At 71.5% G+C, this 25,679-nt stretch carries 24 protein-coding genes and 1 riboswitch; of the genes, 17 read left to right on the forward strand and 7 right to left on the reverse strand.

What is annotated here, in order from left to right; translation table 11 throughout:
* Window positions 1-58: 58 nt before the first annotated feature.
* The 4 genes from ABT147_RS03105 (at window position 59) to ABT147_RS03120 (ending at window position 4,937) form a co-directional block, all read left to right on the forward strand.
* Window positions 59-1,435 (forward strand): M16 family metallopeptidase, encoded by a 1,377-nt coding sequence (locus tag ABT147_RS03105; protein WP_351402707.1) that lies wholly within the window; start codon window positions 59-61, stop codon window positions 1,433-1,435.
* Complete coding sequence (locus tag ABT147_RS03110) at window positions 1,432-2,820, forward strand: M16 family metallopeptidase (RefSeq protein WP_351402165.1); 1,389 nt, start codon at window positions 1,432-1,434, stop codon at window positions 2,818-2,820. Before ABT147_RS03105 ends, ABT147_RS03110 begins: the two co-directional genes overlap by 4 nt.
* A gap of 236 nt (window positions 2,821-3,056) precedes the next feature.
* Window positions 3,057-3,231: riboswitch (cyclic di-AMP (ydaO/yuaA leader) on the forward strand.
* Between the two features lie 12 nt (window positions 3,232-3,243).
* Window positions 3,244-4,032 (forward strand): M23 family metallopeptidase, encoded by a 789-nt coding sequence (locus ABT147_RS03115; protein ID WP_351402167.1) that lies wholly within the window; start codon window positions 3,244-3,246, stop codon window positions 4,030-4,032.
* A gap of 200 nt (window positions 4,033-4,232) precedes the next feature.
* Entirely contained in the window at window positions 4,233-4,937 is a 705-nt protein-coding gene (locus ABT147_RS03120; RefSeq protein ID WP_351402169.1) for a GntR family transcriptional regulator, read from the forward strand.
* A 191-nt stretch (window positions 4,938-5,128) separates the two neighbouring features.
* Here ABT147_RS03120 and ABT147_RS03125 read toward each other — a convergent pair whose 3' ends face one another.
* Complete coding sequence (locus ABT147_RS03125; RefSeq protein ID WP_037700813.1) at window positions 5,129-5,410, reverse strand: HPr family phosphocarrier protein; 282 nt, start codon at window positions 5,408-5,410, stop codon at window positions 5,129-5,131.
* 200 nt (window positions 5,411-5,610) lie between these two features.
* Here ABT147_RS03125 and ABT147_RS03130 point away from each other — a divergent pair, with 200 nt between their 5' ends.
* The 4 genes from ABT147_RS03130 to ABT147_RS03145 all read left to right on the forward strand — a co-directional run bounded on the left by ABT147_RS03130 (window position 5,611) and on the right by ABT147_RS03145 (window position 11,146).
* A complete protein-coding gene (locus tag ABT147_RS03130; protein ID WP_351402172.1) occupies window positions 5,611-8,508 on the forward strand; it encodes a bifunctional acetate--CoA ligase family protein/GNAT family N-acetyltransferase in 2,898 nt (965 codons plus the stop codon).
* 118 nt (window positions 8,509-8,626) lie between these two features.
* Window positions 8,627-9,214, forward strand: coding sequence for a DUF5998 family protein (locus ABT147_RS03135; RefSeq protein ID WP_351402174.1), 588 nt, complete (start codon window positions 8,627-8,629; stop codon window positions 9,212-9,214).
* On the forward strand, window positions 9,214-10,401 hold the full coding sequence (locus ABT147_RS03140; protein WP_351402176.1) for an alkaline phosphatase family protein: 1,188 nt from the start codon (window positions 9,214-9,216) through the stop codon (window positions 10,399-10,401). Before ABT147_RS03135 ends, ABT147_RS03140 begins: the two co-directional genes overlap by 1 nt.
* 97 nt (window positions 10,402-10,498) lie before the next feature.
* Entirely contained in the window at window positions 10,499-11,146 is a 648-nt protein-coding gene (locus tag ABT147_RS03145; RefSeq protein WP_351402179.1) for a thymidine kinase, read from the forward strand.
* 78 nt (window positions 11,147-11,224) lie between these two features.
* Here the strand turns inward: ABT147_RS03145 and ABT147_RS03150 are convergent, their stop codons facing one another.
* Entirely contained in the window at window positions 11,225-12,019 is a 795-nt protein-coding gene (locus ABT147_RS03150; protein WP_351402181.1) for a VOC family protein, read from the reverse strand.
* Window positions 12,020-12,341: 322 nt separating this feature from the next.
* Here ABT147_RS03150 and ABT147_RS03155 point away from each other — a divergent pair, with 322 nt between their 5' ends.
* Window positions 12,342-13,169, forward strand: a complete 828-nt coding sequence (locus tag ABT147_RS03155; protein WP_351402182.1) for a sulfurtransferase — start codon at window positions 12,342-12,344, stop codon at window positions 13,167-13,169.
* Window positions 13,170-13,329: 160 nt separating this feature from the next.
* Here ABT147_RS03155 and sepH read toward each other — a convergent pair whose 3' ends face one another.
* The 3 genes from sepH to ABT147_RS03170 all read right to left on the reverse strand — a co-directional run bounded on the left by sepH (window position 13,330) and on the right by ABT147_RS03170 (window position 17,281).
* A complete protein-coding gene (sepH, locus tag ABT147_RS03160) occupies window positions 13,330-14,358 on the reverse strand; it encodes a septation protein SepH (RefSeq protein WP_351402184.1) in 1,029 nt (342 codons plus the stop codon).
* Window positions 14,359-14,760: 402 nt separating this feature from the next.
* Window positions 14,761-16,080, reverse strand: coding sequence for a D-arabinono-1,4-lactone oxidase (locus tag ABT147_RS03165; RefSeq protein ID WP_351402186.1), 1,320 nt, complete (start codon window positions 16,078-16,080; stop codon window positions 14,761-14,763).
* Window positions 16,040-17,281, reverse strand: coding sequence for an MFS transporter (locus ABT147_RS03170; RefSeq protein WP_351402188.1), 1,242 nt, complete (start codon window positions 17,279-17,281; stop codon window positions 16,040-16,042). The genes ABT147_RS03165 and ABT147_RS03170 overlap by 41 nt, the downstream gene beginning before the upstream one ends.
* Before the next feature lie 150 nt (window positions 17,282-17,431).
* Here ABT147_RS03170 and ABT147_RS03175 point away from each other — a divergent pair, with 150 nt between their 5' ends.
* Together ABT147_RS03175 and ABT147_RS03180 are read left to right on the forward strand one after the other, a co-directional pair.
* The gene (locus ABT147_RS03175) at window positions 17,432-18,559 is read left to right on the forward strand and encodes a ferrochelatase (RefSeq protein WP_351402190.1); all 1,128 of its coding nucleotides are present in this window, start codon (window positions 17,432-17,434) and stop codon (window positions 18,557-18,559) included.
* An 8-nt stretch (window positions 18,560-18,567) separates the two neighbouring features.
* Window positions 18,568-19,386, forward strand: coding sequence for an inositol monophosphatase family protein (locus tag ABT147_RS03180; RefSeq protein WP_351402193.1), 819 nt, complete (start codon window positions 18,568-18,570; stop codon window positions 19,384-19,386).
* 260 nt (window positions 19,387-19,646) lie between these two features.
* On the opposite strand, the gene ABT147_RS03185 is transcribed toward ABT147_RS03180, so the two are convergent.
* Window positions 19,647-19,820 carry a hypothetical protein gene (locus ABT147_RS03185; protein ID WP_192829560.1) on the reverse strand — a complete coding sequence of 58 codons (174 nt, stop codon included), beginning with the start codon at window positions 19,818-19,820 and terminating at the stop codon, window positions 19,647-19,649.
* Between the two features lie 416 nt (window positions 19,821-20,236).
* On the opposite strand from ABT147_RS03185, the gene ABT147_RS03190 reads away from it, so the two are divergent.
* The 4 genes from ABT147_RS03190 to ABT147_RS03205 all read left to right on the forward strand — a co-directional run bounded on the left by ABT147_RS03190 (window position 20,237) and on the right by ABT147_RS03205 (window position 23,825).
* Window positions 20,237-20,890: a response regulator transcription factor gene (locus ABT147_RS03190; protein WP_009340866.1), complete on the forward strand. Its 654-nt coding sequence runs from the start codon at window positions 20,237-20,239 to the stop codon at window positions 20,888-20,890.
* Window positions 20,891-20,896: 6 nt separating this feature from the next.
* Entirely contained in the window at window positions 20,897-22,159 is a 1,263-nt protein-coding gene (locus tag ABT147_RS03195) for a sensor histidine kinase (RefSeq protein WP_351402196.1), read from the forward strand.
* A 405-nt stretch (window positions 22,160-22,564) separates the two neighbouring features.
* Window positions 22,565-22,861, forward strand: coding sequence for a DUF4193 domain-containing protein (locus ABT147_RS03200; protein WP_351402197.1), 297 nt, complete (start codon window positions 22,565-22,567; stop codon window positions 22,859-22,861).
* Between the two features lie 13 nt (window positions 22,862-22,874).
* A complete protein-coding gene (locus tag ABT147_RS03205; RefSeq protein ID WP_351402199.1) occupies window positions 22,875-23,825 on the forward strand; it encodes a hypothetical protein in 951 nt (316 codons plus the stop codon).
* A 165-nt stretch (window positions 23,826-23,990) separates the two neighbouring features.
* Here ABT147_RS03205 and ABT147_RS03210 read toward each other — a convergent pair whose 3' ends face one another.
* Window positions 23,991-24,452 carry a DUF3093 domain-containing protein gene (locus ABT147_RS03210; RefSeq protein ID WP_351402201.1) on the reverse strand — a complete coding sequence of 154 codons (462 nt, stop codon included), beginning with the start codon at window positions 24,450-24,452 and terminating at the stop codon, window positions 23,991-23,993.
* 112 nt (window positions 24,453-24,564) lie between these two features.
* Between ABT147_RS03210 and ABT147_RS03215 the strand changes: the two genes are divergently transcribed.
* Window positions 24,565-25,149, forward strand: a complete 585-nt coding sequence (locus ABT147_RS03215) for a PaaI family thioesterase (RefSeq protein ID WP_351402204.1) — start codon at window positions 24,565-24,567, stop codon at window positions 25,147-25,149.
* Window positions 25,146-25,679: a dUTP diphosphatase gene (gene dut, locus ABT147_RS03220; RefSeq protein WP_351402206.1), complete on the forward strand. Its 534-nt coding sequence runs from the start codon at window positions 25,146-25,148 to the stop codon at window positions 25,677-25,679. Before ABT147_RS03215 ends, dut begins: the two co-directional genes overlap by 4 nt.

Raw genomic sequence — 25,679 nt, forward strand, 5'->3', positions numbered from 1 at the left:
ATCCCGCGCACACGGATCCCGCGAACTCAGCACAGCGATCGAAGGGACGTACATGCCCATGGGTCACACGGCCACAGCCGAGGCCGGCTCCGAAGGCCTGACAGTGAAGGAGCACCGCCTCGCCAACGGCCTGCGCGTGGTGCTCTCCGAGGACCACCTGACCCCGGTCGCCGCGGTGTGCCTCTGGTACGACGTCGGTTCGCGCCACGAGGTCGAGGGCCGTACGGGCCTCGCGCACCTCTTCGAGCACCTGATGTTCCAGGGCTCGGGCCAGGTGAAGGACAACGGCCACTTCGAGCTGATCCAGGGCGCGGGCGGTTCGCTGAACGGCACCACCAGCTGGGAGCGCACCAACTACTTCGAGACCATGCCCACCCACCAGCTGGAGCTGGCGCTGTGGCTGGAGGCCGACCGCATGGGCAGCCTGCTGCTCGCGCTCGACCAGAAGAACCTGGACAACCAGCGGGCCGTCGTCAAGAACGAGCGCCGCCAGCGGTACGACAACGTGCCGTACGGCACCGCCTTCGAGAAGATCTTCCGCCTGGCCTACCCGGAGGGCCACCCCTACCGGCACACGCCGATCGGCTCGATGGACGACCTGGAGGCGGCGAGCCTGGAGGACGCCCAGCAGTTCTTCCGGACGTACTACGCGCCCAACAACGCCGTCCTGTCGATCGTCGGCGACATCGACCCGGAGCAGACCCTCGCGTGGGTGGAGAAGTACTTCGGCTCCATCCCCGCGTACGACGGCAAGCCCGAGCCCCGCGACGGCTCGCTGCCCGACATCATGGGCGAGCAGCTGCGCGAGGTGATCGAGGAGAACGTGCCCGCCCGCGCGCTGATGGCCTCCTACCGGCTGCCGGAGGACGGCACGCGCGCGTGCGACGCGGCCGACCTGGCGCTCACGATCCTCGGCGGCGGCGAGTCGTCCCGCCTGTACAACCGGCTCGTACGCCGTGACCGTACGGCTGTGACGGCGGGGTTCGGCCTGCTGCGGCTGGCCGGCGCGCCCTCCATGGCGTGGCTGGACGTGAAGACCTCCGGTGACGTCGAGGTGCCCGTCATCGAGGCCGCCGTCGACGAGGAGCTCGCCCGCTTCGCCGCGGAGGGCCCCACGGCCGAGGAGATGGAGCGCGCCCAGGCCCAGTTGGAGCGCGAGTGGCTTGACCGGCTCGGCACGGTCGCGGGCCGCGCCGACGAACTGTGCCGGTACGCGGTCCTGTTCGGCGACCCGAAGCTCGCCCTCACCGCCGTCGACCGCGTCCTGGAGGTGACGGCCGACGAGGTCCAGGAGATCGCCAAGGCGCGCCTGAGGCCCGACAACCGCGCGGTGCTCGTCTACGAGCCCGTCGACGGCGAAGAGGGCACCGAAGACGAAGCCGCCGAGGCGGAGGCCGCCGAAGGCACGGACGAGAACGAGGAGTCGGCGAAGTGACCGAGCTCGCGACCATGGACTTCCACCCGCAGCCCCAGGCCGGCGAGGCCAGGCCCTGGGCGTTCCCGGCGCCCGAGCGCGGCACCCTGGACAACGGCCTGACCGTGCTGCGCTGCCACCGCCCCGGCCAGCAGGTCGTCGCGGTCGAGGTCATCCTCGACGCGCCCCTGGACGCCGAGCCGGCCGGCCTCGACGGCGTCGCCACCATCATGACCAGGGCGTTCTCCGAGGGCACCGACAAGCACACGGCCGAGGAGTTCGCCGCCGAGCTGGAGCGCTGCGGCGCCACCCTCGACTCGCACGCCGACCACCCCGGCGTGCGTCTGTCCCTCGAAGTGCCCGTGTCGCGGCTGGAGAAGGCGCTCGGTCTGCTGGCCGACGCCCTGCGGGCACCGGCGTTCGAGGACAGCGAGATCGAGCGGCTGGTCGCCAACCGGCTCGACGAGATCCCGCACGAGACCGCCAACCCGGGCCGCCGGGCCGCCAAGGAGCTCTACAAGCGGCTGTTCCCGGCCACGTCCCGGATGTCGCGGCCCCGCCAGGGCACCGAGGAGACCGTCGAGGGCATCGACTCCGCGGCCGTACGCGCCTTCTACGAGCGGCACGTACGCCCCGCGACGGCCACCGCCGTGGTCGTCGGCGACCTCACCGGAGTCGACCTCGACGCCCTGCTCGGCGACACCCTGGGCGCCTGGACGGGCTCCCCGGCCAAGCCGAGCGTCGTGCCGGCGGTCACCGCCGACGACGCCGGGCGCGTGATCATCGTGGACCGCCCCGGTTCCGTCCAGACCCAGTTGCTCATCGGCCGTGTGGGCGCCGACCGGCACGACCGTGTGTGGCCGGCGCAGGTGCTCGGCACCTACTGCCTCGGCGGCACCCTCACCTCCCGTCTGGACCGTGTCCTGCGCGAGGAGAAGGGCTACACCTACGGGGTGCGCGCGTTCGGGCAGGTGCTGCGCTCCGCCCCCGACGGCTCGGGCGCGGCGATGCTCGCCATCAGCGGCTCCGTCGACACCCCGAACACCGGGCCGGCGCTGGACGACCTGTGGACGGTGCTGCGGACCCTCGCGGCCGAGGGACTGACCGACGCCGAGCGCGATGTCGCCGTGCAGAACCTCGTCGGGGTCGCCCCCCTCAAGTTCGAGACGGCCGCGGCCGTGGCGGGCACGCTGGCCGACCAGGTCGAGCAGCACCTGCCGGACGACTACCAGTCGACGCTGTACCGCCAACTCGCCGCCACCGGCACGGTGGAGGCCACCGCGGCCGCCGTGAGCGCCTTCCCGGTGGACCGGCTGGTGACCGTCCTCGTCGGGGACGCCGCGCAGATCGAGGAGCCGGTCAGGGCCCTCGGAATCGGTGAAGTCACCGTCGTACCGGCCGAGTAGAAGCCGAGGAGAGGCCGAGGGGAAGCCGAGGAGGAACCGGACAGAAGGACACGCGTCCGTGGGGCCCTGGTGACTGAAGAGTCACCAGGGCCCGCGTTTGTCCGTATTGATGGCGGAGGTTGTGTGTCTGACCTGTGGCGTACTTAACAAATCCTGTGATCCGTTTGTTATTTCGAAGACGGCCCGCTTAGCGTCGGTCCGGCTGTTCGTCAGAAGTTCGCCGCAGCCGCGGCACCGGACAGTCATCGCCGAGTCCCCGCATGGCGCGAGCCAGGGGAGCCGGGGACCCACCGAAGTCCCTGGGGTGAATCGGGTGCCCTTCGCGGAGCGACGCGAAACGGGGGGCGGCCGTAGGAGACCTTCCTGCTCCGAACCCGTCAGCTAACCCGGTAGGCGAGAGGGAAGGAAAGGACCAGCCACTTCATGGCGTTCACCCGCGCCCCCGGGAAGCACCGCCGTCCCGGCCGTGTGCAGCGCACGACCACGAGGAACGTGGGCGTCGCCGCTCTCACCACCACCGGTGTCATCGGCACCCTGGCCGCTCCCGCGCTCGCCGCGGAGGAGCCCGCCGTCGAGCAGACCGGCCTGAACCAGATCATCGTCCTCGGCGACACGGTCGCCGACCAGGTGGACGCCCAGGCCGTCGCCCAGCAGCAGGCCGCCGAGGTCGCCGCCGTCAAGAAGAAGGCGCAGGAGGAGGCCCGCAAGGCCGCCGCCGAGAAGGCCGAGCAGGAACGTGCCGTCGCCAAGGAGCGCGAGGAGATCAAGGCCCGCGCCGCCCGCGCCGCCGAGCGCGAGCGCCTGAACACCTACGTCTCCCCGATCAGCGGCTCGTACATCTCCACCGGCTACAAGGCCGGCGGCGCCGTCTGGTCCTCCGGCAGCCACACCGGCGTCGACTTCCACGCCGCGTCCGGCACGACCGTCCTGGCGGTCGGCGCCGGCACCGTCGTCGAGGCGGGCTGGGGCGGTGCGTACGGCAACAACATCGTCATCAAGATGAACGACGGCACGTACACGCAGTACGGCCACCTGTCGTCCATCGGCGTCTCCGTCGGCCAGACCGTCACCCCCGGCCAGCAGATCGGCCTCTCCGGGGCGACCGGCAACGTCACCGGCGCGCATCTGCACTTCGAGGCCCGGACGACGGCCGAGTACGGCTCGGACATGGACCCCGTCGCGTACCTGCGCTCGCACGGCGTGAACGTCTGACGGACCCACCGCTTCGCAGGAGGCCCCGGCTCACCGAGCCGGGGCTTTCCGCGTTGTGCGTACCTGTTGTGACGTAGCTCCTGTCCAAAAAATATCCCTGGATTCCGGTCCGCCATCGGAAATTCCGGCTCGCTGCAATAGAGTCACTGGAACACACGTCAATCATCGACGTTTCACGGGGATTAAGGCGGAGGTCGGTCATGCGTATTCCGGCGCATTCGGTATGCACGGCGATCCGTGATGACATCGTCGCGGGTGTCTACGAGCGCGGCAGCCGTCTCACCGAGGAACTGCTCGCCCGCCGGTACGGCGTCAGCCGGGTCCCCGTGCGCGAGGCGCTGCGCACCCTGGAGGCCGAGGGCTTCGTGGTGACCCGACGGCACGCGGGCGCGTGCGTCGCCGAGCCGACCGAGCAGGAGGCCGCCGACCTGCTGGAGATGCGCATGCTGCTGGAGCCGCTGGGCGCCGCCCGTGCCGCCCAGCGCCGTACGGAGGCGCACCTCAAGGTGTTGCGGGGCCTGGTCAGACTGGGCCAGGAGCGGGCCAGGAGGGGCACCAGCGAGGATCTGCGCTCCCTGGGCGGCTGGTTCCACGAGACGCTCGCACAGGCGTCCGGCAGCCCCGCCCTGACCTCGACACTCGCCCAGCTGCGGCACAAGATCGCCTGGATGTACGCGGTCGAGGCACCGGCGAACCCCGTGGAGTCCTGGGCGGAGCACGGCGGCATCGTGGACGCCGTCGCGCGCGGCGACAGCGACCGGGCCCGGACCATCACCTCCCTGCACACCGAGCGCGCCACCGCCGCGCACCGGCTCCGATTTCCGGGCGGGGCCGGCGGGGCGGAACGCCCGGAGCGTGTGAGGACTTCGCAACACCCCGTAAACATGCCGAGCCTGCGGCATTAACACGGGAGCCGTATACAAAGAGGGAAGAATTCCGAAGGGCATTCTTTCTGCTGCCCGCAGAACGGAATGGAACGGAATCAGGACGAAAATGCGAAGGGCCCGCCCGATAAATCGGACGAGCCCTTCGGTGTGTGTGCGGGTGGTGCGTGCGGGTGGCCTTTCCGGCCTTTCCGCTTCGGTTGCCCGGTCGGTCAGACCGTCTCGGGGAGTTCTTCGAGGCCCTCGGCCACGAGCTTCGCCAGACGGTCGAGCGCGACGTCCGCGCCCTCGGCGTCGGAGGCGAGCACGATCTCCTCGCCGCCCTGGGCGCCGAGGCCCAGGACCGCCAGCATGGAGGCCGCGTTGACGGGGTTCCCGTCGGCCTTGGCGATCGTCACGGGGATACCGGAGGCCGTGGTGGCCCGGACGAAGATGGATGCGGGGCGGGCGTGGAGGCCCTCGGCCCAGCCGACGTTGACGCGGCGCTCAGCCATGTGATGCTGCCCTTCAGGTGTCTCGGGTACTGCGGAGAGGTCTAGACCGGTTGTCTAGACCAGTTTCCCATATGTGGCGACGTACCGGAACGGGCCCACGGCCTGGCCACGAACCGGCTGTCGCACTTCTGTTGTGCTTCTGTTGTGCCGCCCCAGACTGCCCCGCGCCGCATGCGTACGCGAGCCGTACTCTGGGGCCCATGCAGACCTCGTCGGACCGGCATGAGTACCCCGCCCACTGGGAGGCCGACGTGGTGCTGCGCGACGGCGGCACCGCACGCGTCAGGCCCATCACCGTCGATGACGCCGAGCGTCTCGTCAGCTTCTACGAGCAGGTCTCGGACGAGTCGAAGTACTACCGCTTCTTCGCGCCCTACCCTCGCCTGTCCGCCAAGGACGTCCACCGCTTCACGCACCACGACTTCGTGGACCGGGTGGGGCTCGCCGCCACGGTGGGCGGCGAGTTCATCGCCACCGTACGCTACGACCGCATCGGCGCCGACGGGACGGCCGCGTCCGCCCCCGCCGACGAGGCCGAGGTCGCCTTCCTCGTGCAGGACGCCCACCAGGGCCGGGGCGTCGCCTCCGCCCTGCTGGAACACATCGCCGCCGTCGCCCGTGAACGCGACATCAGACGCTTCGCCGCCGAGGTGCTCCCCGCCAACAGCAAGATGATCAAGGTGTTCACCGACGCCGGGTACCAGCAGAAGCGCAGCTTCGAGGACGGCGTCGTCCGCCTGGAGTTCGATCTGGAGCCCACCGACCGCTCCCTCGCCGTGCAGCGCGCGCGGGAGCAGCGGGCCGAGGCCAGATCCGTCCAGCGGCTGCTCGCCCCCGGCTCGGTCGCCGTCATCGGCGCCGGGCGCACACCGGGCGGAGTGGGCCGCAGTGTCCTCGCCAATCTCCGGGAAGCGGGCTTCACCGGGCGGCTGTACGCGGTGAACAAGGCCCTCGGGGAGGACGAGAAGGAACTCGACGGGGTGCCCGCGCACCGTTCCGTCACCGACATCGAGGGGCCCGTCGACCTCGCGGTCGTCGCCGTCCCCGCCGCCCATGTCCCCGAGGTCGTCGCCCAGTGCGGTGAACACGGCGTGCAGGGGCTCGTGGTCGTCTCCGCCGGATACGCCGAGAGCGGCCCCGAGGGGCGCGAGCGCCAGCGCGAACTGGTGCGCCAGGCGCGCACGTACGGCATGCGCATCATCGGTCCGAACGCCTTCGGGATCATCAACACCGCCCCCGACGTCCGGCTCAACGCCTCGCTCGCCCCCGAGACCCCGCGCTCCGGGCGCATCGGCCTCTTCGCCCAGTCCGGCGCCATCGGGATCGCGCTGCTGTCCCGGCTGCACCGGCGCGGGGGAGGGGTCACCGGTGACACGGGCGTCTCCACCTTCGTGTCGTCCGGCAACCGCGCGGACGTGTCCGGGAACGACGTCCTCCAGTACTGGTACGACGACCCGGACACCGATGTCGTCCTCATGTACCTGGAGTCCATCGGAAACCCGCGCAAGTTCACCCGCCTCGCCCGGCGCACGGCGGCGGTCAAGCCGCTCGTGGTGGTGCAGGGGGCGCGCCACGGTTCCGCGCCCCAGGGGCATGCCGTGCGCGCCACCCGGCTGCCCCACACCACCGTGTCCGCGCTGCTGCGGCAGGCCGGGGTGATCCGGGTCGACACGATCACGGAGCTGGTCGACGCGGGGCTGCTGCTGGCCCGGCAGCCGCTGCCGGCGGGGCCGCGGGTGGCGATCCTGGGGAACTCCGAGTCGCTGGGGATGCTCACGTACGACGCGTGCCTCTCCGAGGGGCTGCGGCCGCTGCCCCCGCTGGACCTGACCACCGGGGCCTCGGCGCGGGACTTCCACGCGGCGCTGTCCCGGGCGCTGGCGGACGACTCGTGCGACGCGGTGGTGGTGACGGCGATTCCGGCGCTGGGGGAGATGTCGCCGGGGGATGCGGCACTGGCGGAGGCGTTGCGGTCGGCTGCGGCGGCGAATCCGTCCAAGCCGGTGCTTGTGGTGCACGTCGAGCTGGGTGGCTTGGCCGAAGCGTTGTCGGCCGCAGCCAGTACTGCGCCCCAGGTCGGCGAGAAGGCGCCGGGCGCTGTAGGCGGTGCCCACCTGTTCCGCCCTGCGGAACGATTGCCCACCGGGGTGAGCGAGGCGGCCGACGTCACGCGGGTACCCGGGGTGAGCGAGGCGACCGACGTCACGCCTGCACACCCCTCCGGCCCGGCCGACTCCCGGCTCATCCCCGCCTACCCCGCCGCCGAGCGCGCCGTTCGTGCGCTCTCCGAAGCCGTGCGTCACGCGCAGTGGCGGCGGGAGGCGGCGGAGCCGGGGCGGGTGCCCGAGTTCGAGGACATCGACGAGAAGGGGGCGGCCGAGCAGATCGACGCGGCGCTGGCCAGGGGCGAGGGGCTCACGCTCGGGTCGGAGGAGACGGCCGCGCTGCTCGGCAGGTACGGCATCCACCTGCGGCAGGCGCGGCCCGCGCCCACGCCCGACGAGGCGGCCAGAGCGGCGGGGGCCATCGGCTACCCCGTCGCGCTCAAGACGACCGCCCCGCACCTACGGCACCGGGCCGACCTGGGCGGCGTACGGCTCGACCTCGCGGACGAGGAGCAACTGCGCCGGGCGTACACGGAGTTGACGGAGCTGTTCGGGGGACCGGAGGAGCTGCGTCCGGTCGTGCAGGGCATGGCTCCGCGCGGAGTCGACACGATCGTGCGGACCGTGCTCGACCCGGCGGCCGGAGCGGTGCTCTCGTTCGGGATCGCCGGCCCCGCGTCCCAGCTGCTCGGCGACATGGCGCACCGGCTGATCCCGGCCACCGAGCGGGACGCGGCCTCGCTGGTCCGGTCGATCCGGACGGCGCCGCTCCTGTTCGGCTGGCGGGGCTCCGCCCCCGTCGACACGGAGGCGCTGGAGGAGCTGCTGCTGCGGGTCTCCCGGCTGGTGGACGACCACCCCGAGGTCGTGGCGGTCTCCCTGGAGCCCGTCGTCGTCGCCCCGCGCGGCCTGAGCGTCCTCGGCGCCACCGTCCGGCTCGCGCGCCCGCCCGTGCGCGACGACCTCGGCCCGAGGACGCTTCCCGTGTACTGAGGGCGGCGCACGGCCCCCGCACGGACGGCGTACGGCCCCACGCATTGATCCGTCCACGACAGAACAGAGACGGCAGAGCGGTCCCTCGCAGTCAGTGCGCCACCGTAGGATGGACGTCATGGCCAAGACCAGTACGACGACCCAGGGGCTGCGTGCGGCGATCGAGCGCAGCGGCTACTACCCGGCCCTCGTGGCCGAGGCGGTGGAGGCCGCTGTCGGCGGCGAGGCCATCAAGTCGTACCTGGTTCACCAGGAGACGACGTTCGACGCCAACGAGGTGCGGCGCCACGTCACCGTCCTCGTCCTCACGGGCAACCGCTTCATCGTGAGCCACACCGACGAGCAGGCCGCGGACACCACCTCGCCGACGCCGTACGCCACGACGTCCACCGAGTCGGTGAAGATCGGCCGGATCTCGTCGGTCGTGCTCAGCCGAGTCGTCGCCAACCCGGAGTCGTACACCCCGGGCACCCTGCCCCGCGAGGTCGTCCTCACCATCGGCTGGGGCGCCGTCTCCCGCATCGACCTGGAGCCCGCCGCCTGCGGCGACCCCAACTGCGAGGCGGACCACGGGTACACGGGCAGCTCGACGGCGGACGACCTCAGCCTGCGGGTCAGCGAGGCCGGGGACGGCCCGGAGACCGTGCGCCAGGCCCTCGCCTTCGCCCAGGCGCTCTCCGAGGCGACCGCGGACCCCGCCCGCTGATGGCACTGCCCACCTGGGACGACCCGGAACCCCTCGCCCTCGACACCGCCCCCGTCCCGGAGTACGGCGCCGGCTCGCTCGCCGACCTCCTGCCCACCCTCGCGGCGGGCATGGGAGTCCCCGGCACGAGCGCCGCGATACCGGAGCTGACGGCGACCGACCGGGCCTGTGTGTTCCTGGTCGACGGCCTGGGCTGGGAGCAGTTGCAGGCGCACCCGGACGAGGCGCCGTACATGACCGCGCTGCTGGAGTCCTCGCGCGGCGGCACCGGCCGCCCCATCACCGCGGGCTACCCCGCCACCACCGCCACCTCCCTCGCCTCCGTCGGCACCGGCCTGCCCCCGGGCGCGCACGGCCTGCCCGGCTACACGGTCCGCAACCCCCAGACCGAGGAGCTGATGAACCAGCTCCGCTGGCAGCCGTGGACCGCGCCGCGCGTGTGGCAGCCGTACCCCACGATCTTCCAGCGCGCCGACCAGGCGGGTGTGCACACCGCCCAGGTCACCGCCCCGGCCTTCCAGAACACCCCCCTCACCCAGATCGCGCTGAGCGGCGGCGCCTTCCACGGCCGTCTCTCCGGCGACGACCGCATGGACCTGGCCGCCGAACAACTGGCCGCCGGCGACCGCGCGTTGATCTACACGTACTACTCCGAGCTGGACGGCGCGGGGCACCGCTTCGGTGTCGACTCCGACGCCTGGCGCGGCCAGCTCATGTACGTCGACCGCCTGGTCCAGCGCCTGGCCGAGCAACTCCCGCCGCGCACCGCGCTGTATGTGACGGCCGACCACGGCATGCTCGACATCCCGTTCGACGAGCAGCACCGCATCGACTTCGACGAGGACTGGGAGCTGCGCGCCGGGGTCGCCCTCCTGGGCGGCGAGGGCCGCGCCCGCCATGTGTACGCCGTGCGGGGCGCCGAGTCGGACGTCCTGACCTGCTGGCGCGAGGTCCTGGGCGAACAGTTCTGGATCGCCTCACGCGACGAGGCGATCGAGGCGGGCTGGTTCGGCCCGCACATCGACGAGCGCGTGTACGCCCGCCTCGGCGACGTGATCGCGGCCGCACGCGACGACGTCCTGATCATCGCCTCCGAGCGGGAGCCCAAGGAGTCGGCGATGGTCGGCAACCACGGCTCGATGACCCCCTCGGAACAGCTGGTCCCGCTCCTCGAAGTACGCTCCTGACACCCTGCCCGTCCGCCGTCCCGCCCGCCCTCGCCGTCCTGCCGCTCCCTTGCCCGTCGCCCCCACGCCCTCCATGCCGAAAGGTGCTCAACTCACCATGCCCGAGCTGGTGTTCTTCTCCGGAACCATGGACTGCGGGAAGTCGACGCTGGCCCTCCAGATAGAGCACAACCGTTCGGCGCGCGGCCTCCAGGGCATGATCTTCACGCGTGACGACCGCGCGGGCGAGGGCAAACTGTCGTCACGGCTCGGCCTGGTCACCGACGCCGTGGAGGTCGAGGACGGCCAGGACCTCTACGCGTACCTCGTCGACCACCTCTCCAAGGGCCGCCGCGCGGACTATGTGATCGCCGACGAGGCCCAGTTCCTCGCCCCCGAGCAGATCGACCAACTCGCCCGCGTCGTGGACGACCTGGCGCTCGACGTCTACGCCTTCGGCATCACGACCGACTTCCGCTCCAAGCTCTTCCCCGGCTCCCAGCGCCTGGTCGAACTGGCCGACCGCGTCGAGGTCCTCCAGGTGGAGGCCCTGTGCTGGTGCGGCGCCCGCGCCACCCACAACGCCCGCACCATAGGCGGTCAGATGGTCGTCGAGGGCGCCCAGGTCGTCGTCGGCGACGTCAACCAGCCCGACGACATCGGCTACGAGGTCCTCTGCCGCCGCCACCACCGCCGCCGTATGACGGCCGCCACGGCCCACGCCGGCGCCCTCTCCCCGGACGTCCTGCCGGTCGAGACGGTCTGACGGAGCACGCGGGTATCTCCGGGCCGTCCGGGGCCGCTTCGCGGATCACCCGACCGTGCGAACGCCCGCGCACACCGTTCAGCGTTCCGTGCGCACCACCGCGAACTTCGCCCCCTCCGGGTCGGCGAGCGAGGCCACGGGGCCGTGCGGGGTGTCGTGGGTGGGGTGGAGGACGTGCCCGCCGAGTTCGATGACGCGGTTGGCCGCCTCGTCGGGGTCGGTCACCTCGAAGTAGGTCAGCCAGTGGGGGCCCCGGTCGCGGGGCAGGGCGTTGCCGACACCGTGGATACCGGCGACGGGTCGGCCCTGGATGCGGAGGGTGACGTAGTCGAGGTCGTCCGAGACGACCGGCTCCTCCTCGTAGCCGAAGGCCGTCTCGTAGAACTTGGCGACCAGCGAGCTGTCGACGGTGAGGAGTTCGTCCCAGGCCGGGGTGCCGGGGACGCCGGTGATGTCCGCGCCGAGGTGCTCCGCCGCCTGCCAGATGCCGAAGACGGCGCCCGCGGGGTCGGAGGCGATCGCCAGCCGGCCCGCCTCACCGGCGTCCAGCGGCCCCACCCCGACGGTGCCGCCGCAGTGCCGTACGGTCTCCGCCGTCCGGTCCGCGTCGTCCGAGGCGAAGTACGGCGTCCAGGCGATGGGGAGATGGCGGTCGGGCGGCAGTTGGCCGATGCCCGCCACCTGGCGCCCGTCGAGCAGTGCCCGCGCGTACGGGCCGAGCTGCTGGGGGCCGGGCTGGAACTCCCAGCCGAACAGCGCCCCGTAGAAGTCCTGGGTCGTGGCCATCCCGTGCACCATCAGGCTCACCCAGCAGGGGGTCCCCGGTGGATACGCCGTACCGTTCAGGCCGGTCGACCCCCGTGCCTCGGTCATCGTCACTCTCTCCTCGGCCCCTCGTGGTGGCCGTGTCCGTCCGCCCTCCGTACGCGTGTACCGCGTCCACGCGCGATCACGCCCCGTGCCGATGCTCGCACCACCCGTGGCGCCACGGGCCCGCGCCGCACCGCCGCGCGAGGCGTACGTACGCGAGGATGCCCGGCTCGCCGGTACCGGCCGCTTGCCGCGTCGCCGCCGTGCGGTGGCCATCGGTTGTACGGCATGTGTCCGACTCCGTACGCCTGGTGATCGGCACCGCCCGGCGGGCAGAGTAGCCGGACCTGGACGACGCGGCCACCCCGTACGCGAGGATGGGGCCATGAACCCCATCATCTCGGCCCCCGCCCTCGCCGACGAGCTGGCGGGAGCCCACCCTCCCCTCCTCCTGGACGTCCGCTGGCAGTTGGGCGGCCCGAACCTGCGCCCCGAGTACGAGAAGGCACACATCCCGGGAGCCGTCTTCGTCGACCTGGACGCCGAACTCGCCGGGCCGGCGGGCTCCGGCGGCCGTCACCCGCTGCCCGACCCGGCCGCCTTCGGTACGGCGATGAGGGCGGCCGGGGTCCGCGCCGACCGTGCCGTCGTCGTGTACGACGGCGGGCTCAACTGGGCCGCCGCGCGCGCGTGGTGGCTGCTCCGCTGGGCGGGCCACCCCTCGGTGCGGGTCCTGGACGGGGGTCTGGCGGCCTGGGAGGGCCCGTTGACGGCCGACATCCCGGAGCCCGCGCCCGGCACCTTCGAGCCCGCCCCCGGCGCGCTGCCGCTGCTGGACGCGGACGGCGCCGCCGCGCTGGCCCGCACCGGGCTCCTGCTGGACGCGCGGGCCGCCGAGCGCTACCGAGGCGATGTGGAGCCCATCGACCCGGTCGGCGGGCACATTCCGGGCGCGGTGTCGGCCCCGACCACGGAGAACGTGACCGAATCCGGCCGCTTCCGGTCCGCCTCCGAACTCGCCGACCGCTTCAAGGGACTCGGCGCGACCGCCGACTCCGAGGTCGGCGTCTACTGCGGCTCCGGTGTCTCCGGCGCCCACGAGGTACTGGCGCTGGCCGTCGCGGGCGTTCCGGCGGCCCTGTACGTGGGTTCGTGGTCGGAGTGGTCCCGGGACGGCGGCCGACCGGTCGCCACCGGCCCCGACCCTCAGTGACCCACTCGCCGACGGCATGCCCGGGGCCCGCGTCTGAACGACGCGGGCCCCGCACACGTATGAATGACCGATCCTGCACCGAAGAGAGCCACGGAAGAGCCGAAGAGAAACGGATCTGCTTGAGAGACGACCCCTCCGACCTCCCATCGCCGGGGGCCCGCTACTCCTGCTTCTTGCGTCTCGTACCGAACACGATCTCGTCCCAGCTGGGCACCGCCGCGCGACGACCCGGCCGGACACCGTCGGCCTCGGCCTGACGGTCGGTGGCGCCGGTGAGCCGGTCGCGGTGGCCGTTGACCGAACGCGGCATGAGGATGTCCGCGTAGGCGGAACCGGCCGAGGCCGCGGGGGGAGCGGACTCCTCCTCCGCCACTTCCTCGACGGGCTCCTCCTGCGGTTCGGTGGAGGGCAGGTCGGGCACCACCAGGTCGCCCCGGTAGCTGGGGACGGCCTCCAGGATGCTGGTGAGCGAGTCGCGCTCGCTCACGAGATCCTCGTCGGGCTCGGGCGGCGCGGGCAGGGCGGGACGTTCCGCCTGGCGGTCCAGGGGGCGGTCACGGGGCAGCCGCGCGATCCTCGGCACGAACGGGAAGCTCGGTTCGGGCGCCCCGAGGTCGTCGGACTCGCCGATCAGCGAACGCGCCTCGTCGTCGACGGCCTGGACGAGCCGCCGGGGCGGGTCGTACGTCCAGCTCGCCGAGTGCGGTTCGCCCGCGACGCAGTAGACCAACAGGACTTCCCAGGTGCCGTCGTCGCGGCGCCACGAGTCCCACTGGACGGTGTCCTTCTCGGCGCCGCGCAGCAGCAGTCGCTCCTGGACGGCCTCACCGAGCTGGGGTCCGGCGGCGTTCTCGCCGGGGCGGCGGACCGGGGTCTTGCGCGCCCGCTCGGCCATGAAGGCGCGCTCGGCCAGGACGGGGCCCTCGAACCGGCGGACCCGGTCGACGGGGATGCCGGCGAGCTGCGCGACCTCCTCGGCCGTGGCACCCGCGCGTATCCGCGCCTGGATGTCACGGGGGCGGAGATGGCTCTCCACCTCGATCTCGATCTGACCGAGGCGGGGACGGTCGCCGCGCACGGCGGCACGCAGCCGTTCGTCGATCGGAAGCGTGTACTCCGTGGAATCGGCAGCCTTCAGCACCAGCCGTGTGCCGTCATTGGAGACGGCCACGACACGCAGTTCGGGCATGGGGACCTCCCGGGTGGTGCCTGCCGACGTCACGTGCGTCGCTGCTTCCGCTAGTCGAGTGTGGCCTGCCCGGGTGCAGCCTGCCACAACCTTGCCGAGTTGCCCGGCGTGTCGGGCGTGAGCCCGAGGCCGCCGTTATGGCACGGTTACCTATTCGCAACGCTAAGTGACGAACCTCATCACCCTGTGCAACGATCCCCCTCCCGGCGGTCCTCTAAGGCCCCGGACACGCTGGCGGGAGTCCGGACCCAGGGCTCGCAACAGTACTCCATTCGGGCCACTTGCGTGGATCGGCACGCCGCTCAACTTCTCATGGAAGACGTCAACGCGTCGCCGGAACAGACCTTTTCGTGACCTCGGGAGGGACGTGCTTCACGTGATCTTCGACGGACGTCCGTCGGGCTAGGCCCCGAGCACCCGGCGCAAGTAGTCGTTCTGGAACCGCCGTTCGGGATCGAGCCGGTCACGCAGCGCGGTGAACTCGCCGAAGCGGGGGTAGACCTTGGCGAAGTAGTCCGTGTCCCGGGTGTGCACCTTGCCCCAGTGCGGCCGCCCCTCGTGCGCGGCGAAGATCCGCTCGGCGGCGGTGAAGTACGCCTGATAGGGCGTCCCTTTGAACATGTGCACGGCGATGTAGGCGCTCTCGCGGCCGGAGGCGGTGGAGAGCGTGATGTCGTCGGCGGGGGCGGTGCGGACCTCGACGGGGAAGCTGACGCGCAGGTTCGACCGGTCGACCATCGCCTTGAGTTCACGCAGCGTGTCCACCAGGGCCTCGCGCGGAACGGCGAACTCCATCTCCACGAAGCGCACCCGGCGCGGGGACGTGAAGACCTTGTAGGGGATGTCGGTGTACGTCCGCGCGGACAGGGCGCGGCTAGAGATCTGCGCGATCGTCGGGATGGTGGCGGGGACCGCCTGCCCGACCCAGTTGGCCACCTGGAAGACGCCGTTGGAGAGGAACTCGTCCTCGAACCAGCTGTTCAGCTGCGGTACCGGCTTCTCGGGGCCCGCGCTGCGGTTGTTGCGCTTGGTGTTGGTGTTGCCGGTGTGCGGGAACCAGTAGAACTCGAAGTGCTCGTTCTCGGCGTGCAGTTCGTCGAACTCGGCCAGCACCCTCTCGAACGGCATCGGTTCCTCGCGTGCCGTGAGCAGGAAGAGCGGCTCCACGGCGAACGTGATCGCGGTGACGATGCCGAGGGCGCCGATGCCGACGCGGGCGGCGGCGAAGACATCGGGGTTCTCCGTGGCGGAGCAGCTGAGGATCGAGCCGTCGGCGGTGACCAGTTCGAGTCCCCGGATCTGTGCGGCGATCGAGGCCGAGTCCCGGCCGGTGCCGTGCGTACCGGTGCTGGTCGCGCCGGAGACCGTCTGCTCCATGATGTCGCCCATGTTCGTGAGCGACAGCCCCTCGCGCGCGAGAGCCAGGTTGAGCCGCTTGAGCGGGGTGCCGGCGGCCACCGTGACGGTCATGGCCTCGCGGTCGATCCTGCCTATGCCCGTCAGCAGTTGAGGGCGGATCAGTACGCCGTCGGTCGCGGCGGCGGCCGTGAAGGAGTGGCCCGTGCCGACGGCCTTCACCCGGAGGTCGTCCTCGGCCGCGCGCCGTACGGCGGCGGCGAGTTCCTCGACGGTGGCAGGAGTGACCTCCCGTACGGGCCGGGCGGTGACGTTCCCCGCCCAGTTACGCCACGTGCCGCTCTTCCCGATCACTGTGGTGCTCATGGGGCCCTCCCCGCCTTGGAGCCGGCCTGCGCAGCCGGCGGTACCCGAGGAAACCGACCGCGACCGCGACGGCCCCGGACGCCGCCGGAACCACGTACCCCGCCTCCGCCCCGGCCGCGTCGATCACCCAGCCGGAGACCGAGGAGCCGAGCGCGACGCCGACCGCGAGCCCGGTGCCCACCCAGGTCATGCCCTCGGTCAGTTGCGTGCGTGGTACGTGCTCTTCGATCAGGGACATGGTCGTGATCATCGTGGGTGCGATGGACAGTCCCGCCACGAAGAGCGCCACGGCCAGAAACGGCAAGTTTCCGACCAGTAGGAGGGGGATCATACTCACGGCCATGCCGCACACGCCCAGCAGCCACCGGCGTTCCGCCGCCCCGCCGAAGCGCAGAAGCCCGAAGACGATGCCGGCGGCACACGAACCGGCCGCGTAGAGGGCCAGGACGACGCTCGCGGCGGCCTTGTGGCCCTGCTCCTCGGCGAAGGCGACGGTGACCACGTCGACGGCCCCGAAGATCGCCCCGGTCGCCACGAAGGTGGCCACCAGGACCTGCAGTCCGGGCGAACGCAGCGCGGAGCGGCCCTTGTCGTGCCGCGCGCGCGGGTGCGGCGCCGGTTCGGTGGCGCGCTGGGCGGTCAGCCAGAAGACACCGGCCGCGAGGAAGCACGCGGCGAGCAGCGGCCCGGCCTCCGGGAACCACGCCGTGGACAGCCCGATGGAGATGATCGGCCCGAAGATGAAGCAGACCTCGTCGACGACGGACTCGAAGGAGTACGCGGTGTGCAGCTGCGGGGTGTCCCGGTACAGGGCCGCCCACCGCGCGCGTGTCATCGCCCCGAGGCTCGGCACGCAGCCGATGCCGGCCGAGCAGACGTACAGCACCCAGTCCGGCCAGCCGTAGTGCGCGGCGAACAGCAGTCCCGCCGACGCGGTCAGCGCGACGAGGGTCGCCGGGCGCAGCACCCGCCGCTGTCCGTACTGGTCCACCAGGCGCGAGATCTGCGGGCCGAGCACGGCGGCGGACAGCGCGATGGTCGCCGAGAGCGCGCCGGCCAGGCCGTACCGCCCGGTGAGCTGGGAGATCATCGTGACCACGCCGATGCCCATCATGGACAGGGGCATCCGGCCGAGGAGACCCGCGGCGGTGAAGCCCTTGGTGCCGGGGGCGGCGAACAGGGCGGTGTAGGGGCTGGGCACGGGGGCTCCGGTCGGTCCGGGAAGGGGAGGAACTGATTCCTCGTAAGGTGTGAAGGCGGCTGATACAGCTTACGGGTCAGGTGACCCTAAGTCATCCTCGGACATGGGCCGGGATCCCGGCCGTCGGTGTCGGGTGGCAGGATCGATGACATGCCACACGCGCACGACGCCACCCCCTACGACGCCCTGCTCCTGCTCTCGTTCGGCGGCCCGGAGGGCCCGGACGACGTGGTCCCGTTCCTGGAGAACGTGACGCGGGGGCGCGGCATCCCCAAGGAACGCCTCAAGGAAGTCGGGCAGCACTACTTCCTGTTCGGCGGGGTCAGCCCCATCAACGACCAGAACCGCGCCCTGCTCGACGCCCTGCGCAAGGACTTCGCCGAGCACGGCCTGGACCTGCCGGTCTACTGGGGCAACCGCAACTGGGCGCCCTACCTGACCGACACCCTGCGTGAGATGGTCGCCGACGGCCGCCGCCGCATCCTGGTCCTCACCACCAGCGCGTACGCCTCGTACTCGGGCTGCCGCCAGTACCGCGAGAACCTCGCCGACTCGCTCGCCGCCCTGGAGGCCGAGGGCCTGGAGCCGCCGAGGGTCGACAGGATCCGGCACTACTTCAACCACCCGGGCTTCCTGGAGCCCATGATCGACGGCGTCCTGGAATCGCTCGCCGACCTCCCCGAGGACGTCCGCGACGGCGCGCACCTCGCCTTCTGCACCCACTCCATCCCGAACGCCTCGGCGGACACCTCGGGCCCGGTCGAGGACCACGGGGACGGCGGCGCGTACGTCGCGGAGCACCTGGACGTCTCGAAGCTCATCGTCGACGCCGTGCGCGAGCGGACCGGCGTGGAGCACCCCTGGCAGCTCGTCTACCAGTCGCGCTCCGGCGCCCCGCACATCCCGTGGCTGGAGCCCGACATCTGCGACCACCTGGAGGAGCGGCACGAGTCCGGGGCCCCGGCCGTCGTGATGGCGCCCATCGGGTTCGTCTCGGACCACATGGAGGTCCTGTACGACCTCGACACCGAGGCCATGGCCAAGGGGGAGGAGCTGGGTCTGCCGGTCCGCCGCTCGGCCACCGTGGGCGCCGATCCCCGGTTCGCCGCCGCGATCCGCGACCTCGTCCTGGAGCGCGCCGCCACCGAGCGGGGCCAGGACGTGACCCCCTGCGCCCTCGGCGCGCTCGGCGCGAGCCACAACCTGTGCCCGGTCGGCTGCTGCCCGGCCCGCGCCCCCCGGCCCGCCGCCGCGGGCGCCGACAGCCCGTACGCGTGAGGAGCACCGTGACCGACCAGTCAGAGCGCCCGGACGGCCTGAGGGCCGAACTGCTGGAGATCGCACTGGACGCGGCCCGCCGCGCGGGAGCCTTCCTGCGCGACGGCCGGCCCGCCGATCTCGGCGTGGCCGCCACCAAGTCCAGCGCGGTCGACGTCGTCACCGAGATGGACATCGCCTCCGAGAAGCTGATCACCGGCCTGCTGGCCGAGCGCAGGCCGCACGACGGCGTGCTCGGCGAGGAGGGCGCGAGCGTCGAGGGCACCAGCGGCGTCCAATGGGTGATCGACCCCCTCGACGGCACCGTCAACTACCTGTACGGACTGCCCAGTTGGGCCGTGTCCATCGCGGTCCGGGTGGACGGTGAGACGGTCGTCGGCGTGGTCGACGCCCCGGTGCGCGGTGAGGTCTACCGGGCGGTGCTCGGTGAGGGCGCGTACGTGAACGACCGTCCCGCGCGCGTGCGGCCCGCCCCGGAGCTGGGCCTGGCCCTCGTCGGCACCGGCTTCGGCTACCGCGCCGAGCGCCGAGCCAGGCAGGCCGACGTGCTGCGTGAGCTGATCCCCGAGGTGCGGGACATCCGGCGCGGCGGCTCGGCCGCGATCGACCTGTGCGACGTGGCCGTGGGCCGCCTGGACGCGTACTACGAGCGCGGTCTGAACGCCTGGGACTACGCGGCGGGCGACCTCATCGCCCGGGAGGCGGGCGCCCTGACCGGTGGCCGCCCCTCAGAGCCCCTCTCACCCGACCTGACCATCGCGGCCCCACCCGTCCTCTTCGAGGCCCTCCAGCGCCGCCTGGACGACCTGGGCGCCTGGCACGACTGACGGCCACCGCCGAAGGTGCCTCTGAGAGCAACAGCCGAAGAGGGTGCCCTACGGCGAGTGAGCCGAAGGGGCGCGCCTGTGTCGAGAGCCCGAGCGCGCGGAGGCCCGAAGGGTCGAGCACGGTCGGGCTCTCGACACAGGCACAGGCGCCCCGGAGGCGAACCGAGCCCCAAAAAACAGGACCCCCGGACTGGATCTGCCGGGGGTCCTGCTCTGGTGCCTGTGGGCCGGGATCAGACGTCGTGCGTGTGGGCCGGGAATCAGACGCTGTACGCGCCGACCTCCACACCGTGATCGGCGGCGAGGCGGCGCAGGTCGTCGAGTTCTCCCTGCTCCACCTCGACGAGGAAGTCGTCGCCCTCGTCGCGAGCCCTGGTCAGGTCGGACTCGGTCGCCCTTATGCGCTGCAGAAGTCCTGCGGTGAATGCGTCCATGCTGCGCCCCCTCGTCCTGGGTCGTGGGTCGTTGGCACGGGGGTGTGCCGTTCGGAAGGGGCGATCACGTCTCTTGTGGATGCCCAGCGCTGCCCTGGCCGGGCGGCGACGGTGCCGGACACCCACGCCCACTCTGCGGAGAAGCGGACCGCCGCGTACCGCATGGTGGTGCGGCACAAGCAGAGCGTGATCGCGGGGTGTAAAGCCGTCCTCCCCCCGGTCTCTCGGACGGAAACCTCAACCGGACGAAAAAGTCCCGCATTCCCGGCCGGGCGCCTTCGGCCTTCCTGTCACGGGGTCGTCTTACAGCCGACTTACGGCCGAAAAAGGCAGGATGGAGGTCACACACCCACGAACACCCTGCCCGTGCGCGCCTGTGACGCGCCGCGCGGGTGGACACAGGAAGGACAAGCGACGTGCGCGTACTCGTCGTCGAGGACGAGCAGCTGCTCGCCGATGCGGTGGCCACCGGACTGCGCCGGGAGGCCATGGCCGTCGACGTCGTGTACGACGGTGCGGCCGCTCTGGAACGCATCGGCGTCAACGACTACGACGTGGTCGTCCTCGACCGCGACCTCCCCCTCGTCCACGGCGACGACGTCTGCCGCAAGCTCGTCGAGCTCGGCCTGCCCACGCGCGTGCTGATGCTCACCGCGTCCGGCGACGTCAGCGACCGCGTCGAGGGCCTGGAGATCGGCGCCGACGACTATCTGCCCAAGCCGTTCGCCTTCAGCGAGCTCATCGCGCGCGTGCGGGCCCTCGGCCGGCGTACGAGCGTGCCGCTGCCGCCCGTCCTGGAGCGCGCCGGCATCAAGCTCGACCCCAACCGCCGCGAGGTCTTTCGCGACGGCAAGGAGGTCCAGCTCGCGCCCAAGGAGTTCGCGGTCCTGGAGGTGCTGATGCGCAGCGAGGGCGCCGTCGTCTCGGCGGAGCAGCTCCTGGAGAAGGCCTGGGACGAGAACACCGACCCGTTCACCAACGTCGTGCGCGTGACGGTCATGACGCTGCGCCGCAAGCTCGGCGAACCACCGGTCATCGTCACCGTGCCCGGCTCCGGCTACCGGATCTGATCCGCCGTGGCCGCCACCCCCGCGCCGCCCCAAGCGCCCCCGAAGCCCACCTGGGACCCCCGGCGGGGGCAGAACCCGCTCCCCTGGCTGCGCCCGACCATCCGGATAAGGCTCACGCTCCTGTACGGCGGCATGTTCCTGATCGCCGGGATCCTGCTGCTGTCGATCATCTATCTGCTGGCCGCCCAGGCCGTGAGCACCGGCAACACCCCGGTGTTCAAGATCGAGGGCGGCACGAACATCAGCGTGTCCAGCAACATATGTCCCGCGGTGGACGCGGACACCGCCCCGACCAACCTCCAGCTCGACGACTTCAACGCGGCGATCGCCTCGTGCATCGACGACCAGCGCCAGCGCGCCCTGGACACCCTGCTCAGCCGCTCCCTGCTGGCCCTGCTCGGGCTCGCCGTGATCGCGTTCGCCTTCGGGTACGCGATGGCGGGCCGGGTGCTGGCGCCGCTGGGCCGGATCACGCGGACCGCGCGCGCGGTGGCCGGCTCGGACCTGTCCCGCCGTATCGAGCTGGACGGTCCGGACGACGAGCTGAAGGAGCTGGCCGACACCTTCGACGAGATGCTGGAGCGGCTCCAGCGGGCCTTCACGGCGCAGCAGCGGTTCGTCGGGAACGCCTCGCACGAGCTGCGCACACCGCTCGCGATCAACCGCACGCTTCTCGAAGTGCACCTCTCCGATCCGGCCGCGCCGGCCGAGCTGCAGCAGCTGGGCAAGACGCTGCTGGCCACCAACGAGCGCAGCGAGCAGCTCGTCGAGGGTCTGCTGCTGCTCGCCCGCAGCGACAACCAGATCGTCGAGCGCAAGCCCGTGGACCTCGCCGAGGTCGCCTCCCAGGCCATCGACCAGGTGCGCTCGGAGGCGGACGCCAAGAAGGTGGAGATCCGCGGCGAGTGGGCCCCCGCGGTCGTCCAGGGCAACGGCGTCCTGCTGGAGCGCATCGCCCTGAACCTCGTCCAGAACGCCGTCCGGTACAACGTGCCGGGGCCGGGCGGCTGGGTGGAGGTCACCACGGAGTTGCAGCACGGGCAGGCGGTCCTGGTGGTCACGAACACCGGGCCCGTGGTCCCGGCGTACGAGATCGACAACCTTTTCGAGCCGTTCCGGCGGCTGCGTACGGAGCGCACGGGCAGCGACAAGGGCGTGGGCCTCGGCCTGTCGATCGTCCGGTCCGTGGCCCGTGCGCACGGCGGCCACATCGCCGCCCGGCCACGTGAGGGGGGCGGACTCGTGATGCGCGTGACCCTTCCCGTCTGAGAAAATGACCCCGGTTCCGGGACATGTTCGCTTTACGCGGAATTTCCGGGGCACTCGATCGAAACGGTCGTGCACGACCGATGTGTGATCGATCACATGGGCGAATTTCCAGCCATCTACCGAGCGTGATCATGTGGCCGTCGTAAAGCCGGGAAAATCCGGGTTTTCGGGGGTTGAGATCACGGGAAGTACATGCTGAGGCGCCTTTGATATGCAGCCTCAGGACCGTGTACGGTCCCGTTCGCCATCCAAGCCGATCACTCTTGAGGAGTCCGGTTGGGTGTCGATTGAGTAACAGACCTTGATGTGAGGCAAAATCTCCGCCTCAGGTCGGGCACAAGTCCGGCCTCTCACGCGTTACGTGCGCTGGAGACACCGCAGACACCCAGAGGGGGAGAGCGCGACATGGCAACGGATTACGACACCCCACGCAAGACCGACGACGACGTCGACTCGGACAGCCTGGAAGAGCTCAAGGCTCGCCGGAACGACAAGTCGACTTCCGCCGTGGATGTAGATGAGTTCGAGGCCGCCGAAGGCCTGGAACTGCCCGGGGCCGACCTCTCGAACGAGGAGCTGGCCGTCCGGGTGCTGCCCAAGCAGCAGGACGAGTTCACCTGCATGAGCTGCTTCCTGGTGCACCACCGCAGCCAGCTGGCCAAGGAGAAGAACGGTCAGCCGATCTGCCGCGACTGCGACTGAGGCAGGGTCGGCCGTGACTGGCTCGACCCCTCCTTGGAAGCGCCGCTCCCGCAAGGGGGCGGACCCGGGGCCGCAGGACGGCTCCGACGGCGTGCGTGACGACGAGCGGGGCTCCTCCGGTCAGGGAGCGGCCTCGCTCGAACGTGCGTCCGGCACGGCGTCGGGGGGCGCCACGGATGAGCAGGGACGCCTGCCCGTACCGGTGGACACTCCGGCGCCGGTCGCCAGACGACGCGCGGCCGTCGTCCGGGACGGACTGAAACAGGGCCTCAAGGTGGGGGCCCGCAAGAGCGGTGACGGGGCCAGAGCGGGCCTCGCGTACATCACCGACCGCGTCATCGAGATCGCCCCGCGGATCCCCGTACGCGACCTCGCGACCCTGCGCGCCCATTTCCCGGGGCTGGGGCCCGAGCAGATCGCCGACAAGCTCGTCGCGGGGGCCGCCAACGCGACCTCCACGGTGGGCGCGGGCGTCGGGGCCGCCGCGATGCTGCCGGCGCCGCCCGCCATGCCCGCGGAACTGGCCGCCGAGATCACCGGGGTCGCCGCGATCGAACTGAAGCTCATCGCCGAGCTGCACGAGGTCTACGGGGTGCGGCCGCCCGGGAATCTGCTGCAGCGCAGCACCGCCTATCTGGACTCCTGGTCCGGTGAGCGGGGCATCGATGTGACCAGGCCGTCGACGATCAACCTGGCGCTCGGCGGGCAGATGAAGCGGCAGCTGCGGCAACAGATCATGAAGCGGATGGTGCGGAATCTGCCGAACCTGATGCCGTTTCTGGTCGGGGCCGCGGTCGGGGCGGTCATGAACCGCCGGGAGACCAGACATCTCGCGGAGCGGATCCGTAAGGACCTCCGGCGGACACAGGTGCCGTGGGAGGCATTGCCGGAACTGCCGCCGCTGGAGAAACCCGTCGATCCCCTTGCGGTGGGGGAGCTGCCGAAGGAACTCGGCGGAGGCTGAGCGGAAGTCGTCGGGCGCCCCCGGTTCGCCCGGTTCGTCGAGCGGGCGCGCCCGAGTTCCGCACCACCGGAATCACGCCGCCGTGGCCGGTCTCCGCCGCCGCGAAAAGAAATTGCCGAAAACCGCCGCCGGTACGAGGTCGCCGGTAAGAGTTGGGCGAGAAATCTACGCCGCCGTCCTCGCCGCCTCCAGGGCCGCCACCAGACGCTCCGGTTCCCTCGTCGACAGGTACACGTACGGGGTCGGATCGGCCGGGTCGGTCACCGGGACGCGCAGGGCGGTGGGGATGTAGGCGCGCAGGAGCATGAAGGCGTGGGGATTGGCCTTGTAGGTGCGCCAGGCCTGGGCTTCCTCGCGGTCGAGGATCTCCGGCTCTCCCAGGGCGCTCACCGGGATCTTCGCCTCGCCCGCGATCAGCGAGTCACCGACGACGCGGATGCGGACCGAGCCGTAGGAACTGGCGACGACCGCCGCGACCGCGGTGCCGCCCGCGAGCCCGCCCAGCAGCGGAAGCGTGCCGAACGGCAGCAGGATGAGGGCCATCGAGACGCCGACCAGGAAGCAGACGAGCCACCAGGTGCGGGGCGCGGTGAGGCGTTCTTCGTACGGCGAGGCGGAGAGCTGCATGGCGTCAAGCTTGGCACGCGGGCCCTCCGGCCCCGGAATAGGGGCGCCCGAGGGGAAACCCTGCCCGTAGGGGCGATGGCCGGACGCTGACGGACGGGTAAGGTCTGCGCCTGTGAGAGGTACTTCCGCGGCCCTGCGACCGCCGGCGGACGCCACGGCGCCCGTACGGCATCCCGAGGCACCCGCCCCCGGTGAGTCGCTGGGCGCGCACTACGGGCAGTGTTTCGGCTGTGGCGGCGAACAGCCCCACGGGCTGCATCTGGAGGCGACGGCCGGTGAGGGCGTCACTCTCACCGCCGAGTTCACCGTACGGCCCGCGCACCAGGGGGCCCCGGGCCTCGCGCACGGCGGAGTCCTGGCCAGCGCCCTCGACGAGACCCTCGGCTCCCTCACCTGGCTGCTGCGCACCATCGCGGTGACCGGGCGGCTGGAGACGGACTTCCTGCGGCCCGTCCCCGTCGACACCGTGCTGCATCTGAGGGCCGAGGTGACGGCGGTGGCCGGGCGGAAGATCTTCGCGACCGCCGAAGGACGCATCGGCGGCCCCGACGGCCCGCTCGCCGTCCGCGCGGACGCGCTCTTCGTCGAGGTCAAGGTCGACCACTTCATCGACCACGGCCGCGACCAGGAGATCCAGGCGGCCATGAACGACCCGGACCAGGTCCGGCGGGCCCGTGCCTTCGAGGTGAACCCATGAGCGGCGACCGTACCCCTGTCGATGTCCTGATCCGGCGCGTCGACCCGGACGTTCCGCTGCCGGAGTACGCGCGGCCCGGCGACGCGGGCGCCGATCTGCGCACCACGGAGAGTCACGAGCTGAAGCCGGGCGAACGGGCCGTGCTACCCACGGGAGTGTCCATCGCGCTCCCGGAGGGGTACGCGGCCTTCGTGCACCCACGATCCGGCCTCGCCGCCCGCTGCGGCGTCGCCCTGGTGAATGCCCCGGGGACGGTTGATGCCGGGTACCGTGGGGAGATCAAGGTGATCGTGGTGAATCTCGACCCGCATGAAGCCGTGCGGTTCGAGCGCTTCGACCGGATTGCCCAACTGGTCGTCCAGCAGGTCGAGAAGGTGCGCTTCCAGGAGGTGGCGGAGCTTCCCGACTCGGCGCGGGCCGAGGGGGGCTTCGGGTCCACCGGCGGTCATGCCGCCGTGGGCGGCACAACAAGCGGCACAACGGGTGGGAATCGATACGCATCGGTCGTATCCGACCGGGAAGGACAGTGA

The sequence above is a fragment of the Streptomyces sp. NPDC001868 genome (genome assembly GCF_040297125.1).
GTDB lineage: Bacteria > Actinomycetota > Actinomycetes > Streptomycetales > Streptomycetaceae > Streptomyces.